Raw genomic sequence first — 24,456 nt, forward strand, 5'->3', positions numbered from 1 at the left:
TCTAATTTTTACGCCGTCTTTTTAAATTTGAAAAAACCATTCAAAGCCAAACGTGCTGTATTCGGCTCGCTATTCAATAGCCCTGGCTGGGTGATATGTGCAGCGTGAAAGATTGTGCCTTCGTAGAAAATGGCGCGATTCCACTTGGCGGGCACGGTATGCATTAACTCGAAATAATCATTGCTGGCGTGTAGATAAGCAGGCGCAGTTTTGAGCAAAGTTGTGCAGGCCTCGGGCGTGGCATTTTGCGCGGTGCTTAGCAGTTCACGCGTTGCATCCGCGCTGAGTTTCGGTCGATAAAAGCTGGTGCCACCAAGATCGGCATTTTGAAACAGATACACGACTGCAGCAGCAATGCCGACGCCCGGCGGGAAAGTATCGGCATCACGATGGCAAAGTCTTTGTAAGGCATTGAGTTCATGCATTTGTAAAGTGGTTATCGAGATTCTGCAGGCGACGCCGAGCTGCCTGCGTGCGGCGAAGTAGCGGCGCATTTGCAACATAAAGTACTGTTCCAGACTGAGCGCAAATTCCCGCCCCATGTCCATTTCTAAACCTGGGAAATAGTTGTCTGCGTCATAGCGAAAATGTGCTCGTTGACTATTTGCCAAATCGATCATAGCCTGCGGTTCGCGCAAGAAATCATCGATCACAATGCAGTGGTGCCCGTCAAATAGCGGCACGACTTTGATGCTTGCGTCTGTATTAAAGATGTCTCGGCTATTGAGCATGGTTTGCTATGTTTCGATGGTAATTGCTTGAGTCATTAAGTTTGATTAAGGTTGATTAAGGTTGATAGATCCGCACATACTCAATCTCAAATTTACTTGGAAAAATGTTGTCATCCACCGCGCCACCGAGGTCACCGCCAATGGCCAGATTGAGGATCAAATATTGCGGTTGATCGAAAGGCCATTTTTTGTAGTCACCGGTTTTTGCATTCACGAATTGAAAGTAGTACTTGTCATCAACCGCGATCGCTAGCTGGTTTTGATCCCAATACAATTGATAGTTATGGAATGTGTCGCAAGCATCGTTGACCGTGGTGGCCTTGGTATTGCCTGTGCCATTCGCCCAGTTGTAAAAATTGCTGTAGGCGCTACCTAGAATTTGACCCTTGTTTTTCCCCACATGCTCCATGATATCGATCTCACCATCATCGGGCCACGCACCTTTGGTGCCTAGCGTCCAGATCGCTGGCCAGGTACCAAGACCACACGGGAGTTTGGCACGAATCTCAAAAAAGCCATAGGTCCAGCTTGCTTTACCACGTGTCAACAGACGGGCTGAGGTGTAAGCCTGGCCGCCATAATCGGGGGCGCTGCTGAGCTGTTCTTTGAGTGCGGTTATAGTGAGTTTGCCATCTGCCACACGGGCATTCTCCAGACGGTCTTTTGAATAGTACTGACGTTCATTATTGAACCAGCCCGCTTTGTTTCTTTCAGTATCGAACATCCACTTGTCGGCACTGGGTAATCCGGCTTGATCAAATTCATCGGACCAAACCAACTTCCAACCCGCTGGTTTACCCCCAGGTGGAAGGGCGGGCGCGCTTACGATGGGGGTCGTAACCACAGGGGTGCTGACTGGCGGAGTCGTTGTATTCGTTCCCGATCCACCTCCACAGGCGCTCAGTGTGCTTGCTAGAAGTAGTGTTAGAGGATAGAAATAAGCTTTCATCAAACTTTGCTCCTGTAAAGTTTTTTAGCGCACAAAAACGTTTTAAACTAGCTTTGTGGTAGAAATGTGGAATCGTTTCCAATTTGAGGGGAAGTATGGCATTATTCATTTTTAAATGTCAACACCAGTGTGGTTTAGGATTAAAGTAGGGCGCGCCACGCCAATAGCGATATCTGCTGGCGTGAATTGACATTCAAAAATGAAGAATGCTATAGTCGATGAAAAATGGTAACGTTTCCATATTGTGAAATGTGGCACTAAAGTTGTAGCCAATAAAGCGGTAAAGAATTCAATCAATAAAAATTTGTGAGTAATGCAGGCAAAGTATCTGCATTATCAGGAGACTCGATGTTCAAGCTTAACTATCCTATGCTGGCGATATGTCTGGCCTCATTTGCCAGTGTATCGACAGCGCAGACGCAGGTGCGGGTAACCAAGCCAGCGCCCGTCGAAAAAGCCGAAATCATCCATTGGTGGACCTCTAGCAGCGAGTCGGCTGCAGCCAAGCTGATCGCTGATGCTTATCGTAAAGCCGGCGGTATCTGGGTTGATTCCGCAGTTGCAGGTGCCGATCAGGCCAGAGCTGTGGCGATCAATCGCATCGTTGGCAGTAATCCACCGACTGCGGCACAGTTCAACACGACTAAGCAGTTTCTCGATTTGGTCGAACAAGGTATGCTCAATAATGTCGATGATGTCGCCAAGAGCGAGGGGTGGGAAAAAATTCTGCCAGAACCCGTCTTGAATGTGATTCGGATCAAAGGTCACTACTACGCCGTGCCCGTGAATATTCATATGCAAACTTGGTTCTGGTACTCCAAAGCGGCATTCAAAAAAGCGGGTATCGCCAAAGAGCCGGCGACTGTGGATGAGATGTTTGCCGCACTCGATAAATTGAAAGCAGCAGGCATCATTCCACTCGCTCATGGTGGCCAAGCATGGCAAGAAACCATCGTGTTTCAAGCCATGCTAGCCAATCTCGGTGGTAAAGATCTGTATCTGAGCGTGATCCGTGATCGCGACCAAAAAGCCATCAACTCTGAAGCCTTCAAGAAAGTATTGCTCGCCTTTAAGCGCATGCAGACCTATGTTGATGCGGGTGCACCGGGCCGTAACTGGAATGACGCCACCGCTTTGTTGATCAGCGGCAAAGCGGGTATGCAGATTATGGGTGATTGGGTAAAAGGTGAATTCTCTGCGGCCAAGCAAGTCGCAGGTAAAGATTTTGGTTGTATCGCAGGCTTAACGCCTAATTCACCTTACCTGATACAAGGTGATGCTTTCGTTTTTCCGCGCACTACCAATCCTTCTACCGTCAATGCGCAGAAATTGTTAGCGAAAGTCGTGCTGACACCAAGTACACAGCTCGAATTCAACAAATTAAAAGGCTCGATTCCTATCCGCAGTGATGTTGATACCTCTACCATGGATATTTGCGCACAAGCCGGTATGGCGATTATGAAAGACAAATCGCGTCAAGTCGGCATCAGCGAAATCTTTTTGACGCCCGATCAAAACGGCGCGTTGCAGGATATTTTGACGGCATTTTGGAATACTCGCATGCCAGTTGAAAAAGCCCAAAAAAGCATAGCCAGCGCCTTGAAAGACTAAGTAAGCAATAGGCAAAAAAATACCAATGCAAATCAAAGCCCTCAGCCGCAAAACCAAATTACTGATCCCATTCGCAGCTTTGCTGCCTATGGCTTTAGTGAGCTTGGTCGCCTACTTGGGTGCGACACTGTGGTCGATTAAAGTCTCGTTCTCTAATTCACGTACGATGCCGACTGACACCTTCGTCGGCATGGCACAGTACGCCAAATTATTTGACAATGAACGCTGGTTGCTATCGATAGAAAATATTGCGATCTACACGGTGCTTTTTATTCTAGTCAGCATGGTCTTGGGATTTTTGCTGGCTGTGTTCATCGATCAAAAAGTGACAGCAGAAGGTGTATTGCGCACGGTATTTTTGTATCCGTATGCGATGTCCTTTGTTGCGACCGGTTTGATCTGGCAATGGATGCTGACGCCAGGCATAGGAATAGAGTACGCGGTGCGACAGATGGGTTTTCCAGATTTTGTATTCGACTGGATTATTGATCAGGACAAAGTCATCTACACCATCGTGATCGCCACCGTTTGGCAAACTGCTGGTTTGGTGATGGCGCTATTGTTAGCAGCCTTGAGAGGCATAGACGAAGAGATTTGGAAAGCCGCACGACTCGATGGTATACCGGTGTGGCGGGTATATGTGTCTATTGTGATTCCTATGCTGGCACCTGCGATCGCCACCGTTTTCTTATTGCTCTCAACGACAGCAATCAAACTATTTGATTCCGTCGTCGCCATGACCCAAGGTGGTCCCGGTACGGCCAGTGAAGTACCAGCCAAATTCATTATGGACCATTTGTTTGGTCGCGCTAACATTGCCCTTGCCTCGGCAGGTGCGGTCATGCTGTTAGTCCCTGTTATCGCAATCCTCGCGCCTTATGTGTATGCACGCAACCGCAATGTACGTAACCATAAGGTAGGCAAATGAGCGCTGACTTGCCATCCGCGGCCCATCCAGCCCAACGCCTAAAGCAACGCGGTAGAAGCAAGCGATTTAGTCTCGCTCGTTTAGGTATTTATGCTTTTTTGATCAGCGCCGCAATTTTCTTTTTGCTGCCGCTTTACATCATGCTCACGACTTCGGTGAAAAGCATGGATGAAATTCGTATGGGTAACATCTTCGCCTTGCCACAGCAATTTAGCCTGGATGCCTGGACCATTGCCTGGACTAGTGCTTGTACCGGTATTGATTGCGAAGGCATACGTGGTGGTTTTATGAATTCGGTAGCGATAGCGATACCGAGTACCTTGATACCGATTTTTCTCGGTGCTTTGAATGGCTATGCTTTGTCGTTCTGGCGCCCACGTGGTGCCAACATTTTGTTTGGCATTCTGATGGTTGGTGCATTCATCCCTGTGCAAGTGATGATCTTTCCCTTAGTGAGAATTTTAGCCAGCATCGATTTGTACAGCTCTTTGCCGGGCATCGTCTTGGTTCATACGGTATTTAGTATGCCGGTGATGACGCTACTCTTTCGTAATTACTACAGCACGATACCGCATGAACTGTTTCAAGCGGCACGTATCGATGGTGGTGGTTTCGTTCGCATTTTCGTACAACTGATCTTGCCGATGTCGACGCCGATTATTGTGGTGGCGGCGATTATGCAATTAACCGGTGTTTGGAATGACTATATTCTAGGACTGGTATTTGCTGGACGTGAGCATTTGCCTATGACGGTGCAATTAAATAATGTGATCAATACCACCACCGGTACGCGCATGTACAACGTGAATATGGCTGCCACAATTTTGACTTCGCTCGTGCCTCTGACTTTGTATTTTGTCTCGGGGCGCTGGTTTGTACGCGGTATTGCGGCAGGTGCAGTTAAGGGATAAAACAATTTTGATGCTGTTTCGAAAAAATATTAAGGCTTAGGAAAACCGTGGCGAATGTCTGTCTACAAAATTTAGGCATCAATCTGGGTGGTAATCAGATCATTTCTGACCTCAATTTAAATGTTGAGGCAGGAGAGTTTTTGGTTCTGCTGGGACCATCAGGTTGCGGTAAATCCACGCTGTTGCATGCGATCGCGGGTTTGATTGATGTCAGTGCAGGTAGCGTGGAAATTGCAGGTCAGGATATGACCTGGGCCGATCCTAGCGAGCGTCAAATTGGTATGGTGTTTCAGTCCTACGCCTTGTATCCAACCATGACGGTAGAAAAAAACATGTCATTTGGCTTGCGTATCAACGGCACGCCCAAAGCAGAAATCGCGCGTCGCATCGAAAAAGTCGCCGAGATGTTGCACTTGACGCCATTGCTGCAAAGAAAACCTGCAGCCTTGTCTGGTGGGCAAAGACAGCGCGTGGCCATCGGTCGTGCCTTGGTGCGTGAAGCGGAAGTATTTTTGTTCGATGAACCCTTGTCGAATCTGGATGCCAAGTTGCGCAGTAATTTACGACGTGAACTTAAGTTATTGCACCAACAACTGCAATCCACCATGATTTATGTCACGCACGATCAGGTCGAGGCGATGACTTTAGCAACGCGCATCGTCGTGATGCAAGGTGGCAAAATCCAGCAAATCGGTACGCCTGAGTGTGTTTATGAACGGCCCGTGAATTTGTTTGTCGCGGGATTTTTGGGTGCACCAGCGATGAATTTTATTAGCGGCGAACTCGATGCTCAGGCACGTTTTGTTTCAAATACCTTGAGCATGGATTTGTCGACCTATGCGTTTGCCACACCTTGGTCGGCGACCGCTGAGGTCATGTTAGGCGTACGACCTGAACAGATACAAATCCGTGACGATGGTCAGTTCGTCGGTGCAGTCATGTTGGTCGAACCTATGGGCAATCATCAAGTTGTATGGCTACAGGCAGGAACGCAAACGATTTCTAGCATCGTCAATGATCAGCGCCCGTTCGAGATCGGCCAGACGGTTTTGTATAGTATCGACACGCGCAAAGTTTCTCTGTTTAATCCGCAAAGTGAGCAAAGATTATGAACCATTCTACGAATGCAGGCCAAGCTGCGAATACTGATGCACAGATCCGTGACATTGTGATTGTTGGCGGCGGCACTGCAGGCTGGATGACGGCGGCTGCACTGTCACGCATGCTACCGCAAGGTAAGCGCATTCGTTTGGTGGAATCAGATCAGATTTCCACCATCGGCGTAGGTGAAGCGACGATACCCAGTATCCGTGCCTTTAATCAATTGCTCAACCTGGATGAAGATGAATTCATGCGTCAAACCCAAGCCACCTTTAAGTTGGGTATCGAGTTCGTCAATTGGGGTAAGCAGGGCGATTCCTACATCCACGGCTTTGGTCAGATCGGACGCGATCAGGTCGTGGCGAAGTTTTATCAATATTGGCTGAAGATGTATCAGGCCGGTACCGTGCCTGATTTGGAAGCATTTTCTATTAATACCGTAGCGCCGCGTCAGGGTAAGTTTATGCGTCCGCCCAAGGACATGCCGAATTCGCCCTTGTCCGATATTTCGTACGCTTTTCATTTTGATGCAGGTCTGTATGCGCGCTATTTGCGGGGTATCAGTGAAGCTCAAGGCGTAGTGCGTAGTGAGGGCCGTATCGTCGACGTATTGACACGTGCTCACGATGGGCATATCGAAACCCTAGTGATGGAAAATGGTGAGCAGTTCACCGGTGATCTATTCATCGATTGCTCAGGTTTGGCCGCTCTGCTGATAGAAAAGACTTTGCAAACAGGTTATGAGGACTGGAGTCACTGGTTGCCAGCGAATAGTGCGATTGCTGTGCCGTGTACGTCGACCACGCCCTTACATCCTTATACGCGCTCGACCGCGCATAAAGCGGGCTGGCAATGGCGGATTCCTTTACAACACCGTACTGGTAATGGTCACGTATTTTGCAGTAAATTTATGAGCGCTGACGAAGCTCAGGCTGTCTTGTTGAATAATCTGGATGGCAGCGTGTTGGCGGAACCGCGCTTGATTAAATTCACGACAGGTAAGCGTAAGAAAGCTTGGAACAAGAATTGTGTCGCGATGGGCTTAGCAGGTGGTTTTATGGAGCCACTCGAATCGACCAGCATACACATGGTGCAAACTGCCATCATGCGTTTGCTTAGTTTGTTTCCAGATCGCGGCTTTAATCAGATTGATATCGATACTTATAATGCGCAGAACGATGAAGAGTATCAACGTATTCGTGATTTTCTCATCATGCACTATAAGTTGAATACGCATGAAAACTCGCCGTTTTGGGAATATTGCCGCACGATGGAAGTACCCGCCGAAGTGCAACACCGTATCGATTTATACCGTAGCCATGGCAGAATTTTCCGCTTAGGTGAAGAGTTATTTGCCGATGCCAGCTGGCTGCAAGTCATGCACGGGCAAGGTTTGCGGGCAGCGTCTTATCATCCGTTGGTCGATCAGCGTAGTGCCGAAGATATACAGTATTTTTTGGATCAGGTTCAAAAAACGATAGCCAAATGTGTTGATGTGATGCCTACGCATGCAGAGTTTATCGCAGCGACTTGTGCCGCGAATCCTGTCATGAACAATGCAATGAGTGCGGCAGCTTAAGTTGTGAGAAATTCCTTCTCCTGCTTGCGGGAGAGGGCTAGGGTGAGGGGCGTTCAGAAACGATGATGCTTCCAAGTGCATGATCAGTTATAAAAATCGTCAGAAGCAAGCGAAGGCATTTACAATATGCTGATAAATTGAGCAATTTCGATTTAGAAACGTAGAACATGAAGTAGCATAGAACATAAAATAACTTGCTGAAGAAAGCATGAGAACAAAAAAATATGGCAACTATTAAAGATGTCGCCCGTTTGGCGGGAGTGGGATTGGGAACGGCTTCCCGAGTCGTGAGCGGCAAGGGATCGGTGTCACCCGCGACTTTAGAGCGGGTCAGAAAAGCGATCGAAGAATTAGATTTTCGTCCTTCGCATGCGGCGCGTTCTTTGCTGTCTGGCTCTAGCCGTATGATAGGTGTTTACATTCCTTTGCTCAAAGGTACGTTTTACATGCCGATTATGCAGGCGATTGATACCGAGTTGCGTGCCGAGGGTTTGCATATGGTGGTGGCGTTCGGTGTGGGTGCGGGCGATGTACGGGAACAAGCGATTGATGGGATTAATTTCCTTATTGAACGTGGTTGCGATGGTTTGATTGTGATGAGTAATGCGCTACAAGATGCCGACATCGACAACTTAGGTTCTAAAAAGACGAATTTAGTCGTGTTGAATCATCGCTATGATTGCATCGCGGACCAGTGCTTTACTGCAGATCATAATTTGGGTGGACGCATGGCGGCACAGGCCTTGCTGAAACAAAAGCATAAAAAAATTGCCGTTATTGCCGGCCCTGCTAGCGCACCCGATAACGTGGACCGTATTGGTGGCTTCATGCACGAACTAGAGCAGGCTGGAATCGACGTTAAAAAGATGTGGGTAGCCGAGAGTAACTTTGCACCCGATGGTGGTTGGGCGTCAGCGCAGGAATTGGTGGAGTCTGCCTACGATTTTACGGCGGTATTTTGCGCGAATGATGAAATGGCAATCGGTGCTTTATCCTACTTCCAACATGCGGGCATCGCTGTGCCGGGTGAAGTCTCGGTGGTTGGCTATGATGATACCGAAACCGCTTCTTTTTCCGCACCGCGTTTATCCTCGGTGCACATCGCCTGGCGTGAGATGACGATGAATGGTTTAAGTTTTTTACTGAATCGTTGTTACGATTTGCAACGCCCAGTGCAGCGTAAGTTTCCGGTTAGTATGACTTGGCGTAGTTCGGTGGAAAAAGCAGCACGTACGTCTTTCCGTAAGCGTTTGATTCAAGCGAATGGTGAGCGACGCAGTGAGCTAGGTGATGAGATAGGTAGCGACAAATAAGTTCTATAGTCGTGATAATTTTGTATCGGACTTAGGCAAAACAGATGTTGGCGTTGTTGTGTTCCCCTCGTCAACGCAATTTTGCGTAAGCCCGGTATGGAAAATAGTTAGAAAAGACATGCACATTTTGCGTGTTTTTTTTGGATGCAAATTGGAAACGATTCCATGATAAAAACGGATGAATTTGGAAATCGGTGGAAAGGGGGAGGAATGAAAAATCTGAGTCTGAATAGTCGTCATAGTCAGACTTGGCGCAGCTGCGTAGGATTCAGCTTCAGCCTTTTCCTGGTAGCCATAGGTTTCTGCCTGAGCGCTTGCGGCTCGAGTGACACTACTTCCACGAAACCAGTAACACCAGCAGTCAATGTCATCGTTCCTATTCCGCAAGCCATCGTGCGTGAAACGCCCACCATGCTGCATACCGAAGGTACGCTGTGGCTGCGTGAGAGCGGCAAACCGATACAACTCAAGGGCGTCAATCTTGGCAATTGGTTGATACAAGAATTCTGGATGATGGGGCAGGGTTCGAACGGCATCGACGATCAATGTAAATTAGAAGCAGTGTTGGATAAACGTTTTGGGTATGCAGAACGGGAACGCCTGTACCGTTTATATCGCAAAAATTGGATACGTGAGCGCGATTGGGATTTGATCGCGCAATATGGTCTAAATGTGGTGCGCTTGCCTTTCATCTGGAGTGTGATCGAAGACGAAAAAAATCCCGGTAATCTACGCAGTAATGCTTGGGAATATCTGGACGATGCCATCGCTCAGGCAGAGCGTCGTGGCATGCACGTGATACTCGATTTGCACGGTGCGGTCGGCAGTCAGGGCTGGGAACATCATTCCGGTTGTGCTGGCAAAAATTTGTATTGGAGCACACCTGAATTTCAAGAGCGCACGATTTGGTTGTGGCAAGAGGTCGCAGCGCGTTATAAAGATAGGGCAGCGGTGGCAGGCTATAGCTTATTGAATGAGCCTTGGGGTACTACGCCTGATGTGATGGCGAAAGAAATGATTCGCCTGTATCACGCGGTGCGTAGTGTCGACAATAATCACGTGATTATTTTGCCCGGTCATTCCAGTGGCATTGATGCCTACGGCAAGCCTGCTGATCGTGGCTTGCGCAACGTCGCTTTTGAAATCCATACTTATCCAGGCTTTTTTGGTTGGGGCGAACCGTCGCTCCAAGTACATAAAGAGTGGTTACGCTGCGGGAGTTCTGGCAATGGCGGTGTCTGCGAATGGAATACCCGCTTAAAGAATCTGAACACGGCCTTTTTTGTCGGCGAGTTTCAACCCTGGGCGGGTTTAGGTGCGGAATTAGGCGGGCAAATAACCCGCGTCACCTACGACACCTATGCCAGTTACGGCTGGGCGGCCACCAGTTGGTCGTACAAATTGCTTAGTAACAATGGCGGGCAAGGCAATGGTACTTGGGGACTGGTGACCAACAGCGGTCAAGTCAAAGTACCTGCGCTCGACTTTAATCAAGCTAGTTTGAGTGAGATAGAAAAACTGTTCGAACTCTTTGGCAGTATTCCTTATGAACCACAGCAGGCGGTGATGACTTGGATGACCAGCGCTGTTGCACCCGATCCCTTTGCACGTTCCCAATAAGCATATTATGACTAATCTCTCTACTATGGTACTTCCCTCACAACCAGCGCTAGCGCGTGATGACTTTCCTGCGGATTTTGCCTGGGGTTGTTCGACTTCTTCGTTTCAAATTGAGGGCGGTGCGGGGTTGGACGGACGTGCCGAGTCAATCTGGGACAGATTCTGTCAACAGCCGGGCAAGATTCGCGATGGCAGCAATGCCAGTGTCGCCTGTGATCACTATCATCGCTGGCCAGAAGATCTGGATCTCGCTCAAGAATTTGGAATGAACGCCTATCGTTTTTCGATTGCCTGGCCGCGAGTCATCACTGAGCTAGGTGCTAAGCCCAATCAACGTGGACTCGATTTCTACTCGCGCCTGGTGGATGGCATGCTAGAGCGCGGCTTACAACCTTGGGCCACACTCTATCATTGGGACTTGCCACAGTACTTACAAAATTTGGGCGGCTGGGAGCGCCGTGCGACCGTAGATGCCTATTTAGAGTTTGTGGATGCGACCACCCGGCACTTAGGTGATAGAGTCAAACATTGGATCACGCACAATGAACCTTGGTGCACAGCCATGCATGGCAACTGGGATGGTATGCATGCGCCGGGTCAGCAAAACTTCAAAGCCGCATTGCAAGTTTGTCACCACGTTTTACTCTCCCATGGTTTGGCGGTCCCTCTGATCAAATCGAATGCCGCCCAGGCACAAGTGGGTATAGCATTGAGTTTGCATCCTCTGCGCAGCGCGAGTGATGCGCCTGAAGATATGGCAGCAATGCAGCGTCACGATGGCTTGCGTAATCGTTGGTTTCTTGATCCTCTTTTTGGACGTGGTTATCCCGCCGATATCCTCGAACATTGTGCGGCGGATCTACCTGACATCGAGGCAACCGATCTCGAAGTCATCGCCACGCCGATCGATTTTCTGGGTGTGAATTACTACTTCCCTGAAACGATTGCCGATGCGCCTGAAGTACCACCCTTACATACTAAATTGGTCGTACTGCCAGATCGTGAGCGCACCGGTTTTGCTTGGGAAGTAGCGCCAGATGGTATGCGTGAATTGCTAGTACGCATCAAAAATGATTATCCTAAAATCCCGATTTTCTTGACCGAAAATGGTTCCAGCTATGATGATCAGGTCGAGGTAGACGGTAGTGTTTGCGATACAGAACGGCGCAATTATTTCATGCGTCATCTGGATGCTTTGAAACAGGCGCGTGCAGAAGGCGTCGATGCGCGCGGCTATTTTGCCTGGAGCCTGATGGATAATTTTGAATGGGCAGAAGGTTATTTACGCCGCTTTGGTTTGGTGTATATCGATTTTGTTACGCAGAAACGCACAGTGAAAGAAAGCGGACGTTGGTTCAGCGCGTTTTTGAATCAAAATAAGTAGTATTGCAAAATGGGTAATCGCAGCATGCGATTATTAACCAGTCCGGTATGTGGATTTGCTGCACCAGGGTTTATGCACTACTTTTCCCGGGGGGGAGGAGTAAGCAAGAGTGGAGGCGAATGGCAATCAACACAACTTGATGCGCCGTTCGCCTCGCATTCTAAATATCAGTTTTGCCCGATAATATGCCTTGTACACATGCTATTTCTCCCGGCTTTTCGCCCCTAAGTTGTATCTCTTTCACATCCACAAAACATTTTTTAAAAATAATTGGTAACGTTTCCAAAATTCATTTAGAATAAAACGGAAACGTTACCAATTGGTGCTTAAGAGGTTCAAAAGACTTCTGAATTTGCTTGAAAATTGTATTTGTTGAAGTCTTTTCTCCCGCAAGCGGGCTGCGTTATGGACACAAGTATGAAATGTAGAACTACGGTGCATGACGGTGATGGAGTTCGTAGGGCGGGTGAAACCCGCGCCGATTAGCCTTTACGAACTTGAGCAGCTCGGGTTGCAGCCGCCTTACAAGATCGAGTAAAGAATTGAGCCTTAAAACTAAGATATTAGAAAACTAATCAGAGAGACAAAAAGTGAAACTAATGACAAAAAAAATGACCAGCGTGCAGCTCGCTCTAGCGGTGCTGTGTAGCGCAGGATTACATAACACAGTAAGCGCTGCCAGCACAAACGCCAGCACTAATACCGCCATCAAAGATTGGCCACACATCAAGAGCGCCATCGCCAAAGATCCAGCAATGGAAGCGAAGATCGCCAAGATGGTCAGCCACATGACGCTGGCGCAAAAAGTCGGGCAAATGACGCAGCCCGAAATCAAATTCATCACACCAGATGATGTGCGTAAATACTATCTCGGCTCAGTGCTTAATGGTGGCGGCAGCTGGCCAAAGATGAACAAATATTCAACCGCTGCCGACTGGGTTAGCTTAGCGGATCAATACTACGCAGCCTCAATGAGTACCGATATGGTGGACAAAGTGCCGGTGATTTGGGGCATTGATGCGATTCATGGCAATAGCAATGTAGTTGGCGCTACCTTGTTTCCACATAACATAGGCCTAGGTGCCGCACGCAATCCTAAACTGATAGGACAGATGGCTGAACAAGTCGCCAAAGCAGTACGCGCCACGGGTATTGCTTGGGTCTTCGCTCCGACGCTCGCGGTCGGACGTGATGCTCGCTGGGGACGTTCTTATGAGAGTTTTTCTGAAGATGGACGACTGGTCAAAGAATATGGTGCTGTGTACGTCAAAGCCTTACAAGGTAAATTTAAGGATGACAAGAATGTGGTCGCTACTGCCAAGCATTTCATCGGCGATGGTGGTACAGACAAAGGCGTAGATCGAGGTGTCAACAAAGCGAACTTGAGCGAGATGTTGAACCAGCATGCACAAGGCTACTACGGTGCGTTTGCTGAGGGTGCGCAGACTGTCATGGCGTCGTATAACAGTTGGCATGACGTGGCAGGCAATGTGAATTACGGCAAAATGCACGGCAGCAAGGCACTCTTGACGGATGCTTTGAAAGACAAAATGGGCTTCGATGGTTTTGTTGTGTCGGACTGGGATGGTATCGCCGAAGTGCCTGGTTGTAGTAACGATAGCTGTCCGCAAGCGATTAATGCGGGTATCGACATGGTGATGGTGCCAGATAATTGGAAATCTTTTATCGCCAATACCATCGCGCAAGTGGAACGTGGCGAGATTCCTATGGCGCGTATCGATGATGCGGTGAGTCGTATTTTGCGCGTCAAATTACGCGCTGGTCTGTTCGGCAAAAAGCCATCTGACAATCAATATGCAGGTAAACAAGAAGCGCTGCAAGCACGGGATATCGCACGTCAAGCGGTGCGTGAATCCTTGGTGCTGTTGAAGAACAATGACGGTGTTTTACCATTGGCACGCGGCAAAAAAATTCTGGTTGTCGGCAAGAGCGCCGATAGCATGATTAATCAATCCGGCGGCTGGTCTATTACTTGGCAAGGTACAGAGAACAAAGAAACCGATTACACACCTGGCGATACACTATTGACTGGCATTAAAGAAGCCGCTGGCGCTGTCAACGTGCATTACAGCGCTAACGGAGATGATGTCGATGTCGCCCAATTTGATGTGGTCGTCGCCGTGCTGGGTGAAACACCGTATGCCGAAGGTTTTGGTGATGTGGCCGCCAGTCGTGGTTTGAGTCACAGCCAACAGTTTCCAGAAGATTTAGCAGTTCTGAAAAAAGTCGCTAACAAAGGTAAACCAGTAGTCACTCTATTGTTGAGCGGTCGTGCCGTGTATGCCAATGATTTGCTGAATCTATCTGATAGTTTCGTCGCTGCTTGGTTACCAGGTACTGAAGGCAAAGGCGTTGCCGATGTCTTATTCAAAAATGCGCAAGCTAAAGTGGCGCATCCTATCAAAGGTCGTTTGTCATTCTCTTGGCCAGCGAAAGCATGTTTAACTCAAGCCGTAGCAACAGGTGGCAGCGAAACTTTGTTTAAGTATGGCTATGGCCTGCGCTACGGCAAAGTACCACGCATGGCGCTTTTGCCTGAAGATACCAGCACCGCTTGCAATGTCGCGTCTAGTCTGGTCATCTCGAATCCGCAAGACCAGACTAGCTATCCACTTTCAGTGACCACAGGAAAACGCAAAGTCACGCTAGGTAATGAACTGGCTTTAAACAAACCTGACGACACCGTCGCCGCAAAAACCGTACAAGTTGGCGCGGTCAGCGGAAAGCAAATCAGCTGGACTGGTAAAGGACGTTTTGAAGCGGCAGCGGCATTCGCCACGCCTATCCCAGCCAATCTGGTACCAGAAGGCGCATTGCAATTCTTAGCCCAAGTACAAACCGCACCTGCTGGCAGAGTTGGCATGACGATGGAATGTGGTGATACCTGCACAGCGAGCCTCGACCTCAGCTCTGTTTTCAAAAACATAGCAGGTGCTGGCCCTAAGACGGTGAAGATTCCCCTGTCCTGCTTCAGTGCTTTAGGCGTCGATATGCGTAAAGTCAAAACACCATTTAACGTCAGCACCGATGCCAGTTTTGTAGCAGCTTTCGCCGATATCAAAATCGTCGCAGGTGCCGCAAAAGATGCAGATGCTCTCTCTTGCGCGAGCTTGAAGTAAATGATTTCGGATTCCCTCTCCCGCAAGCGGGAGAGGGCTAGGGTGAGGGTGGTTCAGGAAGCATTCAAACGTCGAGCAAAAAAAGTAGGGCGGGTGCAACCCGCGCCGCCACAACGTATTGCACGCGAGCTCGACCTAGGAACCGCGCGGGTTGCACCCGCCCTACGAGTATTGATTGAACTAATGAAATCTGAAGATACAGAAACATAAGTTAACTGTCATGCCGGACTTGATCCGGCATCTAGGATTGACAAGCCTAAAGGTGAATTCTAGATACCGGATCAAGTCCGCCATGACAATAAATAGGCACTAAGTAGTGCAAGATCTTCAAAAAACGACGCAATACCAAACAACAAACAAAACAACAAAACAAAAAAATAAGGAGACACAACATGGCAAGTCAAATGGGTAGCAATGCCATCCCCCACCGGGTCGATGGTGAAGTGAGTAGTGTGGTTAAAAACAATAATTCCGCCTTGGTAATCGTCACCCTATTGTTCTTCATGTGGGGTTTGCTAACCTCCTTGAACGATGTCTTAATCCCGCATTTGAAGTCCATCTACACCTTGACCTATGTGCAAGCGATGTTGGTGCAATTTTGTTTTTTTGGGGCCTATTTTATTGTGTCTTGGCCAGCAGGAATTTTGATTAAGCGGATAGGTTATCAAAGTGGTGCCGTAGCGGGTTTGGTGATTGCCGCTATCGGTTGCGCTTTGTTCTATCCCGCCGCCACGCGCGGTTACGGTTTGTTTCTGCTGGCATTTTTTGTTCTGGCTTCCGGCATCACGATTTTGCAAGTAGCAGCAAATCCTTATGTCACGGTATTAGGCGATGCAAAAACGGCGTCAAGTCGGTTGACTTTAACTCAAGCATTTAATTCTCTTGGCACTACTATCGCACCTGCCTTAGGCGGGTTCTTAATTCTCTCCGGTGTGGTGCTGACTGCGGCACAGTTCGAAGCCTTACCTGCCGCCGAACAATTGGCACACAGAGCAAAAGAAGCTGCAGCAGTACAAGGTCCTTATCTGGCCTTGGCAGCAGCGTTGCTAGCTCTGGCGATTCTGTTTGCACTGGCACGCTTGCCAAAAATTTCGCATGAAGAGGAGCTCGTAATCAGCAGCTCTGAGTCAAGTCAGCATACCTCGATTTTTTCCCATAAGCATTTGATCTTAGGCGCGATTGGTATCTTCTTATATGTAGGTGGCGAAGTTAGTATTGGCAGTTTCTTGATTAACTTCTTAGGCGAAAGTCAGGTTGCTAATTTGAGCGCGGCTGATGCTGCACACTATGTGAGCTACTACTGGGGTGGCGCGATGGTGGGGCGATTCATCGGTTTTGTCGTGATGCGTAAAGTGAGTCCTGGTAAAGCTTTGGCCTTTAATGCCGCTTGTTCTATAGCTTTGATTTCGGCAGCCATTTTTGCCAGTGGCAGTGTGGCGATGTGGGCGATTATCGCCGTAGGTTTATGTAATTCCATCATGTTCCCGACGATTTTCAGTATGGCTTTAAAAGACTTGGGAAAATTCACAGGACAAGGCTCTGGCGTCTTGTGTATGGCGATTGTCGGTGGTGCGATTGTGCCCTTTATCCAAGGATTTTTGGCGGATCAAATTGGTCTGCAATGGTCGTTCTTTGTACCCGCCGCTTGCTACTTGTTCATCTTCTATTTTGGCGTGAAATATGCCGGTATGTACGATAAACCTGCATTCTGAAAATCAATCAAGGACAGCGCTATGTCGGAACAAACAGCCTTAGCTCAACAATTTCCCGCCGGATTTGTATGGGGTGTTGCCACCAGTGCTTACCAAATTGAAGGCGCCGCCAATGAAGGCGGTCGAGCACCCTCGATCTGGGACACTTTTAGCCACACGCCCGGCAAGATACTCGATGACAGCAGCGGTGACGCGGCTTGCGACCACTACCATCGTTATGCCGAAGATGTCGAACATATCGCGAATCTTGGCGTTGATGCGTATCGTTTTTCGGTATCGTGGTCACGTGTGCAGCCCGATGGCAGCGGTGCCTGGAACGAAGAAGGCATGGCTTTTTATGCGCGCCTGATCAACGCCTTAGCGCAAAAGAATATCAGTGCGCATATGACCTTGTATCACTGGGATTTGCCGCAAGCTTTGCAAGAGCAGGGTGGTTGGCTCAATCGCGATACCGCCGTGCATTTTGCCCGCTACGCACAAGAAATGGCAGCACGCTTTGGTGATCAACTAGCCAGTATTGCCACTCATAATGAGCCTTGGTGTACCGCCAATCTCGGTTATGGTAACGGTCAATTTGCGCCCGGTGTGAAGGACGAAGTCGCCGCTTTGCAGGTCTCGCACCACCTTTTGTTATCGCATGGTCTCGCGATACAAGCGATGCGCACCCAAAACAAAAAAGCCAAACTAGGCATAGTCTTAAATCAATGGACCGCCGATCCCGCCACCGACAGTGAAGCCGACCGTGCCGCCGCCGCGTGGGAATATGCACGTTCAGTACAATGGTTTATGGACCCGATTTTTCGAGGACGCTATCCAGCATTAGCACTCGCCAAAATCGACCAATCTCGATTTTTAGTCGCTCCCGGCGATCTGCAAGCGATACATCAGCCCTTAGATTTTCTGGGCGTGAATTACTATTTCCGTGCCTACGTCAGCACCGAAACCCCACCGCGCTTGCCTGAAGCCAAACTCGGTTTAACCGATATGGGCTGGGAAATCTATCCAGAAGGCCTAAGCCGCCTCTTGATCGGCATACATGAAGAGTACAAGGACCTAGGACTACCACCGATTTTCATCACGGAGAACGGCATGGCAGTCGCCGACCAACTAGAAGGTGAACAAATCCACGACACCCCTCGTATCGATTACATGCAACGCCACTTCCAAGAAGTCGCCAAAGCCATCGCCGCAGGTGTGAACATTAAGGGATTCTTCTACTGGAGCCTGCTCGATAATTTCGAATGGAATTCAGGCTACCTGCGCCGTTTTGGCTTGATCTATGTCGACTATGTGAGTCAGCGTCGAATTTGGAAGGATAGTGCGATTTGGTTTAAGGGGTTTGTGCAGAAGTTTCGGGGACTGGGGGGGTGAGGTTTACGCCCGCATGCCTACCCATATCACCACCACTGTAGACACTTCGACTATCGGCCGTCTTTGATTAGTGCTCGAAAGAAATTATAACGAACATACCGAAATACGTAACCATAGCAATCAGAATTCCAGCCGAAAACGCTGATTGTTTTGAACCTGGTAATTTCCAAAAATCAAGGAATAAAGTACAAGCTTTTCCAGCAGAAAAGATGCCTGTAACAGTTGCAGGTATCCCTGTGATCCATCCCCAACCGACCATACTTTCCATAGACTGTCCGAAGATTATAGGTAAAAAAAAGACAGCGAAAGAAGCTAGGGCGCCAGCACACGGTCCGACTATGCACCATGCTGCAAATAACAATCCAATATTACGGCTGCTTCTCATCTTGTATTCTTTCATTTGACATTTAAAGGACAGGTGCAAAGCACTCAGGGAGGTGCTTAGCTTAACGAGAACTTTGTCGAAGTTTCCAATAGCCAGGGCGTCGTTTGTTATGGGCAACGGCTAATATGAAAATACCTTGTTCCTCATGCTGGTAAATGATTGAATAAGGAAATCGTCTGACGACAAATTTCCGGAGCAATGGACCAAAGCGCGGTGGTGCTTCTGGGCGGGTCTGAATAAACGCTACTGCGTTTTGCACATCGGCTACAAACGATTTACCCAAACCGACTACTTTATCTTCATAAAACAAAGCAGCTTCAGTTAGCTCTGCTTCAGCTTCAGAATGAAACTTAACTAGCATCAATTGAGTCGACGATGCAAATTTTCGAAGACCACATCTGCAGATACTAATGTAGCTTCCCCACGTTTGATTTCGGCTAATCTTGACTCCGCCTCAATTTGCCATTCTTTCTCGATATCACCCGAATCCGCTGGTTCTAGCGTTTCAAGTAAAAACAAAGCAAACTCGGCTCTTTCGTCAGCCGATAACTGAGAGGCTTTTTGCTCTAGCTCTAATAAGTTTAAAGACATATTGTTCTCCTTCAGGGAGGCATAAAACACAAATGATTATACGTCACTTAAATAGTTCATCCGAATTGAGGATGGATGATCGGCTTCCTTAACCTGTTAAAAAATTCAGATTCAAATCTTGAACGCAACCTCAACACCCTTGCCGAGACAACTTAGCAACCTCAAGCATATGCCTCCCAGCTTTCGCTGCTGACGACAACAGCAAAACGGTGTCCGAATTGTTGTAACGAGATTTTTCTATGATGAGGTCGATCTTACCGTCGCGGTCAATGTCGCCAGCCCACGAGACGCTAATCGTTTCGGCGAAATCGCTCTCGCCATTTTCCATGGTATTACCTAACCATTGGTTTATGCCGTTGCCGACGAGGTAGACTTTGCATGCTTGAAATTCTTCGCCTTTGCCTTTCTTCTGGCATTGGTGTTGCACCGTGTATTTGGCGTTGTCGAAAACAATTGTTTGACCGTTGTCTGTGGCGCTAATGCTGGCTTGTTTTATGACGCCAGTTTTCAGACCTTCTCTTCTGATCAGCATAAATGGTTCTGGACCTTTCATCTCAACCTGCTTACCCGAGTACGAGGCTTTGTTTTTTTCATCGTCCATGATGCCGTCAAACACGGTTTTGATTTTAGGCGCGGCGGTCTTCAATTCCGCATGCTCACCATCGACCATCAAGGCGAACCAATTTCTGCCCGCGACGTTAGGCACTTCACCACCATGGAAAGTACCGACCTGCATGATCTCGGTTGGAATGTTGTTCACTGCCGAGGCCATCGGTATGAAAAGACCGAGCAACAAGGACGATAAAACGCGATTTGCAAATGCCATGATGTCTCCAACTAGTTTTGTACCGCCATTGAGAACGGCTCAAATTTAAGACTCGATTTCATAAAATTTCTAGCGTCTTCTGCTTCGTTGATACGCGAAAGTAGAATCGTGTTTTTTGCACGATCAATTAATGACTGACTATCACTCATTGTCTCAATTGCTTGGTTTTCGCTCATGTCAACTTCAATTTTATAGTAGGGTTAAGTGATGAAAAAATAAAAAGCACTTGATATTACAACGAGAAATAGCGCACTGTATTGTGATTTACCTAGTTACAATTTGTATGCAGGGTCTTGATCAGAACATTTGCCTCATCCCACTCAGCGCATTTCCCTCTTATTGAGACTCCATTGTACTAAACCTATCTTGCTAATTGATTTGATGCGAACCTGCAATTAAGCTAGGCTTAGCACCCACAAAGCCTCGCATTTTCGAACTGAAACGCCGATGTTCTTGAGGCTTTGACTTACTTAACTATACAATGTGCCTTAGCAATTCATGGCATGGGTTCAGGCTCCTTTATTCTTGGACTCTAAACGATTTGACCGCGGGGAAATATGGTATTTTTCCTTTGCTTGTCTAATCAATTCCATGCTTAGTTTGTCAATTTATCCAATTCAATTCATTTTGGAGTTCATTTGTCAAAACGGGTTTCGTTCGCATGTTTTACTTTATTGCTAATGTCAATGCAATATGGTTTGGCTGCGCCAGGACAAGTCTTGAAAGTGGTGACAGGTGACATTAATTTCCCCTATAACTTTGTCAAAGACCAACGTGTGCAAGGATTGAGCGTTGATGTGGCACAAGAGCTAGCTGCACGTCTAGGCATGCGTTTGGACATTCAAGTGTTGCCCTGGACACGTGCTTTGCATACCGCACAAACCCAAACTTCAGTGATGCTATTTACTGTGGCAAAGATCCCTGCGCGTGAAAAAAATTACTATTGGATAGGTCCAGTCACCCACAGTGAAGAATGGCTTTACAAATTGAAACGACGTACCGAAATTGAGGTTCGCACGCTGGAAGATGCTCGTCATTATCTGGTCGGTGATGAAGCCAACAATGCGAGCATTCCGGTGTTGGCGCACCTTGGCATTAAAGTCGATACAGCACCGTCTATGCCATCGAATTGCAGGAAATTTAAAGTGGGCCGGGTTGATCTAATTCCTTTTGATCCTGATGGCGTGGAAGATTTTGCCCGCAGCTGCGATCTCAGTATGGCTGAGATCGAAAAGACCGTGCAAGTGCCACGTGACACCGCGCTCTATTTCGCTTTCGGTAAAAGTACCCCGGCAGAGTTTATCCGTCGCGTCAACGCTGCCTTTGAGAGTATGGTTAAAGATAAGTCACTGCAAAAAATCTGTAAGACTTGGAAGCCAGACACGCCCAAAAAGTAAAAAACAGGTCACGCCAGCGATGGCTTACTTCAGCGTGAAATTTTCTAATGAATCGCACGACGCTTAATTTGTGGATAGTGTTATGTAGTGCTGTTTGCGGTTTGAAAACAACATAGCCTAAAGCCCTGCTACTGCCAGGAAAATAACGGTGCATACGTGCCGGCACAGCGCATGCTGAACAAAAAACGAAGAGCGATTGATTGAAAAAATACGTGCCACGAAATGCACATACGCTCGGACTTCGAGTTGAGCGACCAGTTAAAGCTTGTTGGAGTGCTCGCAAAAGTTTGGAAAGCCCAAATCATCAGATTCGAAATAGCTAAAAACTCCATCATGCCTTCTTGCTAGAGCAGTCAAATGACTCGGAATCGAGTGTAACGCAAGTATAAGTGCCTGCATTGAGTCACATCCCGCAGTGTAGGTACTTTTTTCAAAAAATCGCGACCGTATTAGAAAGGGGCAACGCCAATGATGTGGACCAAACTGAATCGGATACCATAAAAATATCTCAGTACTATCAACTTGACCATCAGCACGGGTAAACTCGATAGTTCGATCAGCAATTGCCTCTTCGATTGGGTAAACAAGATCTTGAAACTCTCCAACATGCAGTTTTTTTCTAAGACGGCGGCTTCGAGATTTAGTCAACTTGATCATGAGTTTTAACGTCTAGGTGTCGGGGCGCCGTCAGGCGTGTGCTGGAATGATTTGTTCAGCTGGGATTGGTTTGAGATTCTATTAAAAGTTGTTGCATCTTGCTCAAGTCCAAATAACCTCTTCTGATATTCAGCGATGGACCTTCTCCATGCGGAGTTCCTGAATAATCTGGTGACAGTAAGTCGCATCCTGACCGCCGAGATTTACGTGGGCATGAGCATGCTCACTAAGAAACTCAAGTTTATCATTGCGGGGCAGACCATGAAACGATAAAACTTCTGCCACCGCAAACGGGACTGAGGTCAATATCGTTAACTCCTTGTGGTCGTCGAGAAATATCTCCTCGTGGCGATCGACGTTGTAGCATGCGAAGCCGTACCCAACCATTCCATCATGGAGGAGCAATGGTAGATGCGGAGAAAATACCTCCACGATCTGAGGCCACGACATAAAGTCGCTTAGATAAGTGTCGATCCTGTCATCGAACCAATGACCGCAGAGAATTGCGTAGATTGACTCAGGAAGACAGACGTCGATCAATGCTCTAATTAGTGTGTCGAGATACTCCACCGAACATGCTACGCGAAAAACATGCGTCCACTTCTGGTCGGAAACAAGTTCCATTTTGTAGCCAGCCACAGGTGTGAAGGTAATACCCGAATTATCATATGCCCCATAGATTCCCCGAGGTAGTTCGAAAATAGTATTCATATTGATGTTGGAGCTGAACTAGCTATCGATGGTGAAATGACGGGCGAAAAAGGCGTTTGACGCATATTACTTTTCATATACCTTCCATGAAACCGTCGTAGATAGGCGCTTTTCACTAAGTTTCGTTAACTTCAACGATATTAAAATTTCTTTGAACAGTGTCAGCATTAAAGATGGCCATTCTATCAAGTCGTTTGCTCGCGTCAAGCAAACAATTTTGCTGATGTGATTAGCGTCGTCACGCTGTTTATCCGTAGTCTTCAGCCCACCACCCGCACCTGCTTTGACATTTTACGTATGCGGTTTGGGTTGAGATCGGGGATAATAGCGGATTACCTAATTCGCACTACGAAAGTACGCTATGTCTACCCAATTTGCTCCGCTTAAAAACGATACTTTTTTACGCGCTTTGATGCGTCAAGAGACTGATTACACGCCTTTGTGGTTGATGCGTCAGGCGGGGCGTTATTTGCCGGAATATCGTGCTGTCCGTAAAGGGGCGGGTTCGTTTATGAGTTTGGCGAAAAATCCTGATTTTGCTACCGAGGTGACGATACAGCCCTTGGATCGCTTTAAGCTGGATGCGGCGATTTTGTTTTCGGATATTTTGACCGTGCCGGATGCGATGGGCTTAGGTCTGTATTTTGAAGAAGGCGAAGGCCCTAAGTTTGAACGTCCTTTGAAAGATGAAAAGTCCATCATGGACTTGAAAGTACCGGAAGAGGGCAGCCTGCAATACGTGTTTGACGCGGTGACGCAGATCCGTCGTACCTTGGATGGTCGTGTGCCTTTGATTGGTTTCTCCGGCAGTCCGTGGACTTTGGCTTGTTATATGGTCGAAGGTCAGGGTTCGCGTGAATTTCATGGCATCAAGACTTTGATGTACAAGCGTCCCGATTTGATGGACCGCATCCTGAGCTTGAACGCGGAAGCTGTTGCCACCTATTTAAATGCGCAAATCGATGCTGGCGCGCAGGCGGTGATGATATTTGATAGCTGGGGTGGTGCTCTGGCAGATGCGGCTTATCAGCGCTTCTCGTTGAAATACATGCAACAAGTGGTGAGCAAATTGCAACGCGAAAAAGAGGGGCAGCGTATTCCGTGCATCGTGTTCACCAAAGGTGGCGGCTTGTGGTTAGAGCAGATCGCGGATATCGGCGCCGATGCTTTGGGCTTGGATTGGACTGTGAATCTGGGTCAGGCGCGCGCGCGCGTTGGCGATAAAGTGGCGTTACAAGGTAATCTTGACCCGGCAGTCTTGTTTGCTGAGCCCGATCAAATCCGCAAAGAAGTCACTGCTGCTTTGCATTCTTACGGCACACCAAGTGCAGGTCATGGTCACGTATTTAACTTGGGACATGGCATTTCTCAATTTACCTCGCCTGATGCGGTGACAGTATTGGTGGAAACCGTGCATGAAGTGAGCCGTCAGCAGCGTAGCAATGCAGGTTAATCCACTGATGGAAATAATTCAATTGTTATAAATTGCCAACAGAAAAAATACTCCCTGTGTGTTTTGGCCGCCTCATTTTGCTCAAG

At 47.9% G+C, this 24,456-nt stretch carries 22 protein-coding genes; 13 read left to right on the forward strand and 9 right to left on the reverse strand.

The genetic code is table 11. The features are described from left to right. Positions 1-8 precede the first annotated feature (8 nt). Together ACO0KZ_RS05300 and ACO0KZ_RS05305 are read right to left on the reverse strand one after the other, a co-directional pair. Entirely contained in the window at positions 9-731 is a 723-nt protein-coding gene (locus tag ACO0KZ_RS05300) for a DUF6445 family protein (protein ID WP_422993476.1), read from the reverse strand. 55 nt (positions 732-786) lie between these two features. Beyond that, positions 787-1,680 carry a glycoside hydrolase family 16 protein gene (locus ACO0KZ_RS05305; RefSeq protein WP_422993897.1) on the reverse strand — a complete coding sequence of 298 codons (894 nt, stop codon included), beginning with the start codon at positions 1,678-1,680 and terminating at the stop codon, positions 787-789. Positions 1,681-2,028: 348 nt separating this feature from the next. Here ACO0KZ_RS05305 and ACO0KZ_RS05310 point away from each other — a divergent pair, with 348 nt between their 5' ends. The 11 genes from ACO0KZ_RS05310 (at position 2,029) to ACO0KZ_RS05360 (ending at position 18,350) form a co-directional block, all read left to right on the forward strand. Then, positions 2,029-3,291, forward strand: coding sequence for an ABC transporter substrate-binding protein (locus ACO0KZ_RS05310; RefSeq protein WP_422993478.1), 1,263 nt, complete (start codon positions 2,029-2,031; stop codon positions 3,289-3,291). A gap of 25 nt (positions 3,292-3,316) precedes the next feature. Beyond that, a complete protein-coding gene (locus ACO0KZ_RS05315; protein WP_422993480.1) occupies positions 3,317-4,219 on the forward strand; it encodes a carbohydrate ABC transporter permease in 903 nt (300 codons plus the stop codon). Next, a complete protein-coding gene (locus ACO0KZ_RS05320) occupies positions 4,216-5,130 on the forward strand; it encodes a carbohydrate ABC transporter permease (RefSeq protein WP_422993482.1) in 915 nt (304 codons plus the stop codon). The genes ACO0KZ_RS05315 and ACO0KZ_RS05320 overlap by 4 nt, the downstream gene beginning before the upstream one ends. Positions 5,131-5,177: 47 nt before the next feature. After that, positions 5,178-6,242 (forward strand): ABC transporter ATP-binding protein, encoded by a 1,065-nt coding sequence (locus tag ACO0KZ_RS05325; RefSeq protein WP_422993484.1) that lies wholly within the window; start codon positions 5,178-5,180, stop codon positions 6,240-6,242. After that, positions 6,239-7,810, forward strand: coding sequence for a tryptophan halogenase family protein (locus ACO0KZ_RS05330; protein ID WP_422993486.1), 1,572 nt, complete (start codon positions 6,239-6,241; stop codon positions 7,808-7,810). Before ACO0KZ_RS05325 ends, ACO0KZ_RS05330 begins: the two co-directional genes overlap by 4 nt. Positions 7,811-8,034: 224 nt before the next feature. Continuing rightward, complete coding sequence (locus tag ACO0KZ_RS05335; RefSeq protein ID WP_422993488.1) at positions 8,035-9,123, forward strand: LacI family DNA-binding transcriptional regulator; 1,089 nt, start codon at positions 8,035-8,037, stop codon at positions 9,121-9,123. 210 nt (positions 9,124-9,333) lie between these two features. Further along, a complete protein-coding gene (locus tag ACO0KZ_RS05340) occupies positions 9,334-10,743 on the forward strand; it encodes a glycoside hydrolase family 5 protein (RefSeq protein ID WP_422993490.1) in 1,410 nt (469 codons plus the stop codon). A 7-nt stretch (positions 10,744-10,750) separates the two neighbouring features. Then, positions 10,751-12,127: a GH1 family beta-glucosidase gene (locus ACO0KZ_RS05345; RefSeq protein ID WP_422993492.1), complete on the forward strand. Its 1,377-nt coding sequence runs from the start codon at positions 10,751-10,753 to the stop codon at positions 12,125-12,127. Positions 12,128-12,726: 599 nt separating this feature from the next. Next, positions 12,727-15,267 (forward strand): glycoside hydrolase family 3 N-terminal domain-containing protein, encoded by a 2,541-nt coding sequence (locus tag ACO0KZ_RS05350; RefSeq protein ID WP_422993494.1) that lies wholly within the window; start codon positions 12,727-12,729, stop codon positions 15,265-15,267. A 404-nt stretch (positions 15,268-15,671) separates the two neighbouring features. Continuing rightward, positions 15,672-16,979: a sugar MFS transporter gene (locus tag ACO0KZ_RS05355; RefSeq protein WP_422993899.1), complete on the forward strand. Its 1,308-nt coding sequence runs from the start codon at positions 15,672-15,674 to the stop codon at positions 16,977-16,979. A 21-nt stretch (positions 16,980-17,000) separates the two neighbouring features. Further along, positions 17,001-18,350 carry a GH1 family beta-glucosidase gene (locus ACO0KZ_RS05360; RefSeq protein WP_422993496.1) on the forward strand — a complete coding sequence of 450 codons (1,350 nt, stop codon included), beginning with the start codon at positions 17,001-17,003 and terminating at the stop codon, positions 18,348-18,350. Between the two features lie 67 nt (positions 18,351-18,417). Here the strand turns inward: ACO0KZ_RS05360 and ACO0KZ_RS05365 are convergent, their stop codons facing one another. The 5 genes from ACO0KZ_RS05365 to ACO0KZ_RS05385 form a co-directional block, all read right to left on the reverse strand. Continuing rightward, positions 18,418-18,750, reverse strand: coding sequence for a hypothetical protein (locus tag ACO0KZ_RS05365; protein ID WP_422993498.1), 333 nt, complete (start codon positions 18,748-18,750; stop codon positions 18,418-18,420). Between the two features lie 46 nt (positions 18,751-18,796). Continuing rightward, positions 18,797-19,096 carry a type II toxin-antitoxin system RelE/ParE family toxin gene (locus tag ACO0KZ_RS05370; RefSeq protein ID WP_422993500.1) on the reverse strand — a complete coding sequence of 100 codons (300 nt, stop codon included), beginning with the start codon at positions 19,094-19,096 and terminating at the stop codon, positions 18,797-18,799. Further along, the gene (locus ACO0KZ_RS05375) at positions 19,096-19,326 is read right to left on the reverse strand and encodes an addiction module protein (protein WP_422993502.1); all 231 of its coding nucleotides are present in this window, start codon (positions 19,324-19,326) and stop codon (positions 19,096-19,098) included. The genes ACO0KZ_RS05370 and ACO0KZ_RS05375 overlap by 1 nt, the downstream gene beginning before the upstream one ends. Positions 19,327-19,456: 130 nt before the next feature. Next, a complete protein-coding gene (locus ACO0KZ_RS05380; RefSeq protein ID WP_422993504.1) occupies positions 19,457-20,152 on the reverse strand; it encodes a hypothetical protein in 696 nt (231 codons plus the stop codon). An 11-nt stretch (positions 20,153-20,163) separates the two neighbouring features. Continuing rightward, positions 20,164-20,328, reverse strand: coding sequence for a hypothetical protein (locus ACO0KZ_RS05385; RefSeq protein WP_422993506.1), 165 nt, complete (start codon positions 20,326-20,328; stop codon positions 20,164-20,166). 504 nt (positions 20,329-20,832) lie between these two features. Here ACO0KZ_RS05385 and ACO0KZ_RS05390 point away from each other — a divergent pair. After that, the gene (locus ACO0KZ_RS05390; RefSeq protein WP_422993508.1) at positions 20,833-21,549 is read left to right on the forward strand and encodes a substrate-binding periplasmic protein; all 717 of its coding nucleotides are present in this window, start codon (positions 20,833-20,835) and stop codon (positions 21,547-21,549) included. 258 nt (positions 21,550-21,807) lie between these two features. Here ACO0KZ_RS05390 and ACO0KZ_RS05395 read toward each other — a convergent pair whose 3' ends face one another. Both ACO0KZ_RS05395 and ACO0KZ_RS05400 read right to left on the reverse strand, forming a co-directional pair. Further along, positions 21,808-22,206 carry a DUF6968 family protein gene (locus ACO0KZ_RS05395; protein ID WP_422993510.1) on the reverse strand — a complete coding sequence of 133 codons (399 nt, stop codon included), beginning with the start codon at positions 22,204-22,206 and terminating at the stop codon, positions 21,808-21,810. Positions 22,207-22,335: 129 nt separating this feature from the next. Further along, positions 22,336-22,917, reverse strand: a complete 582-nt coding sequence (locus ACO0KZ_RS05400) for a hypothetical protein (protein WP_422993512.1) — start codon at positions 22,915-22,917, stop codon at positions 22,336-22,338. 361 nt (positions 22,918-23,278) lie between these two features. On the opposite strand from ACO0KZ_RS05400, the gene hemE reads away from it, so the two are divergent. Continuing rightward, positions 23,279-24,370 (forward strand): uroporphyrinogen decarboxylase, encoded by a 1,092-nt coding sequence (gene hemE, locus ACO0KZ_RS05405; RefSeq protein WP_422993514.1) that lies wholly within the window; start codon positions 23,279-23,281, stop codon positions 24,368-24,370. The last annotated feature ends 86 nt before the right edge of the window (positions 24,371-24,456 follow it).

It is taken from the genome of Undibacterium sp. Di24W (genome assembly GCF_049340325.1).
Lineage (GTDB): Bacteria > Pseudomonadota > Gammaproteobacteria > Burkholderiales > Burkholderiaceae_D > Undibacterium.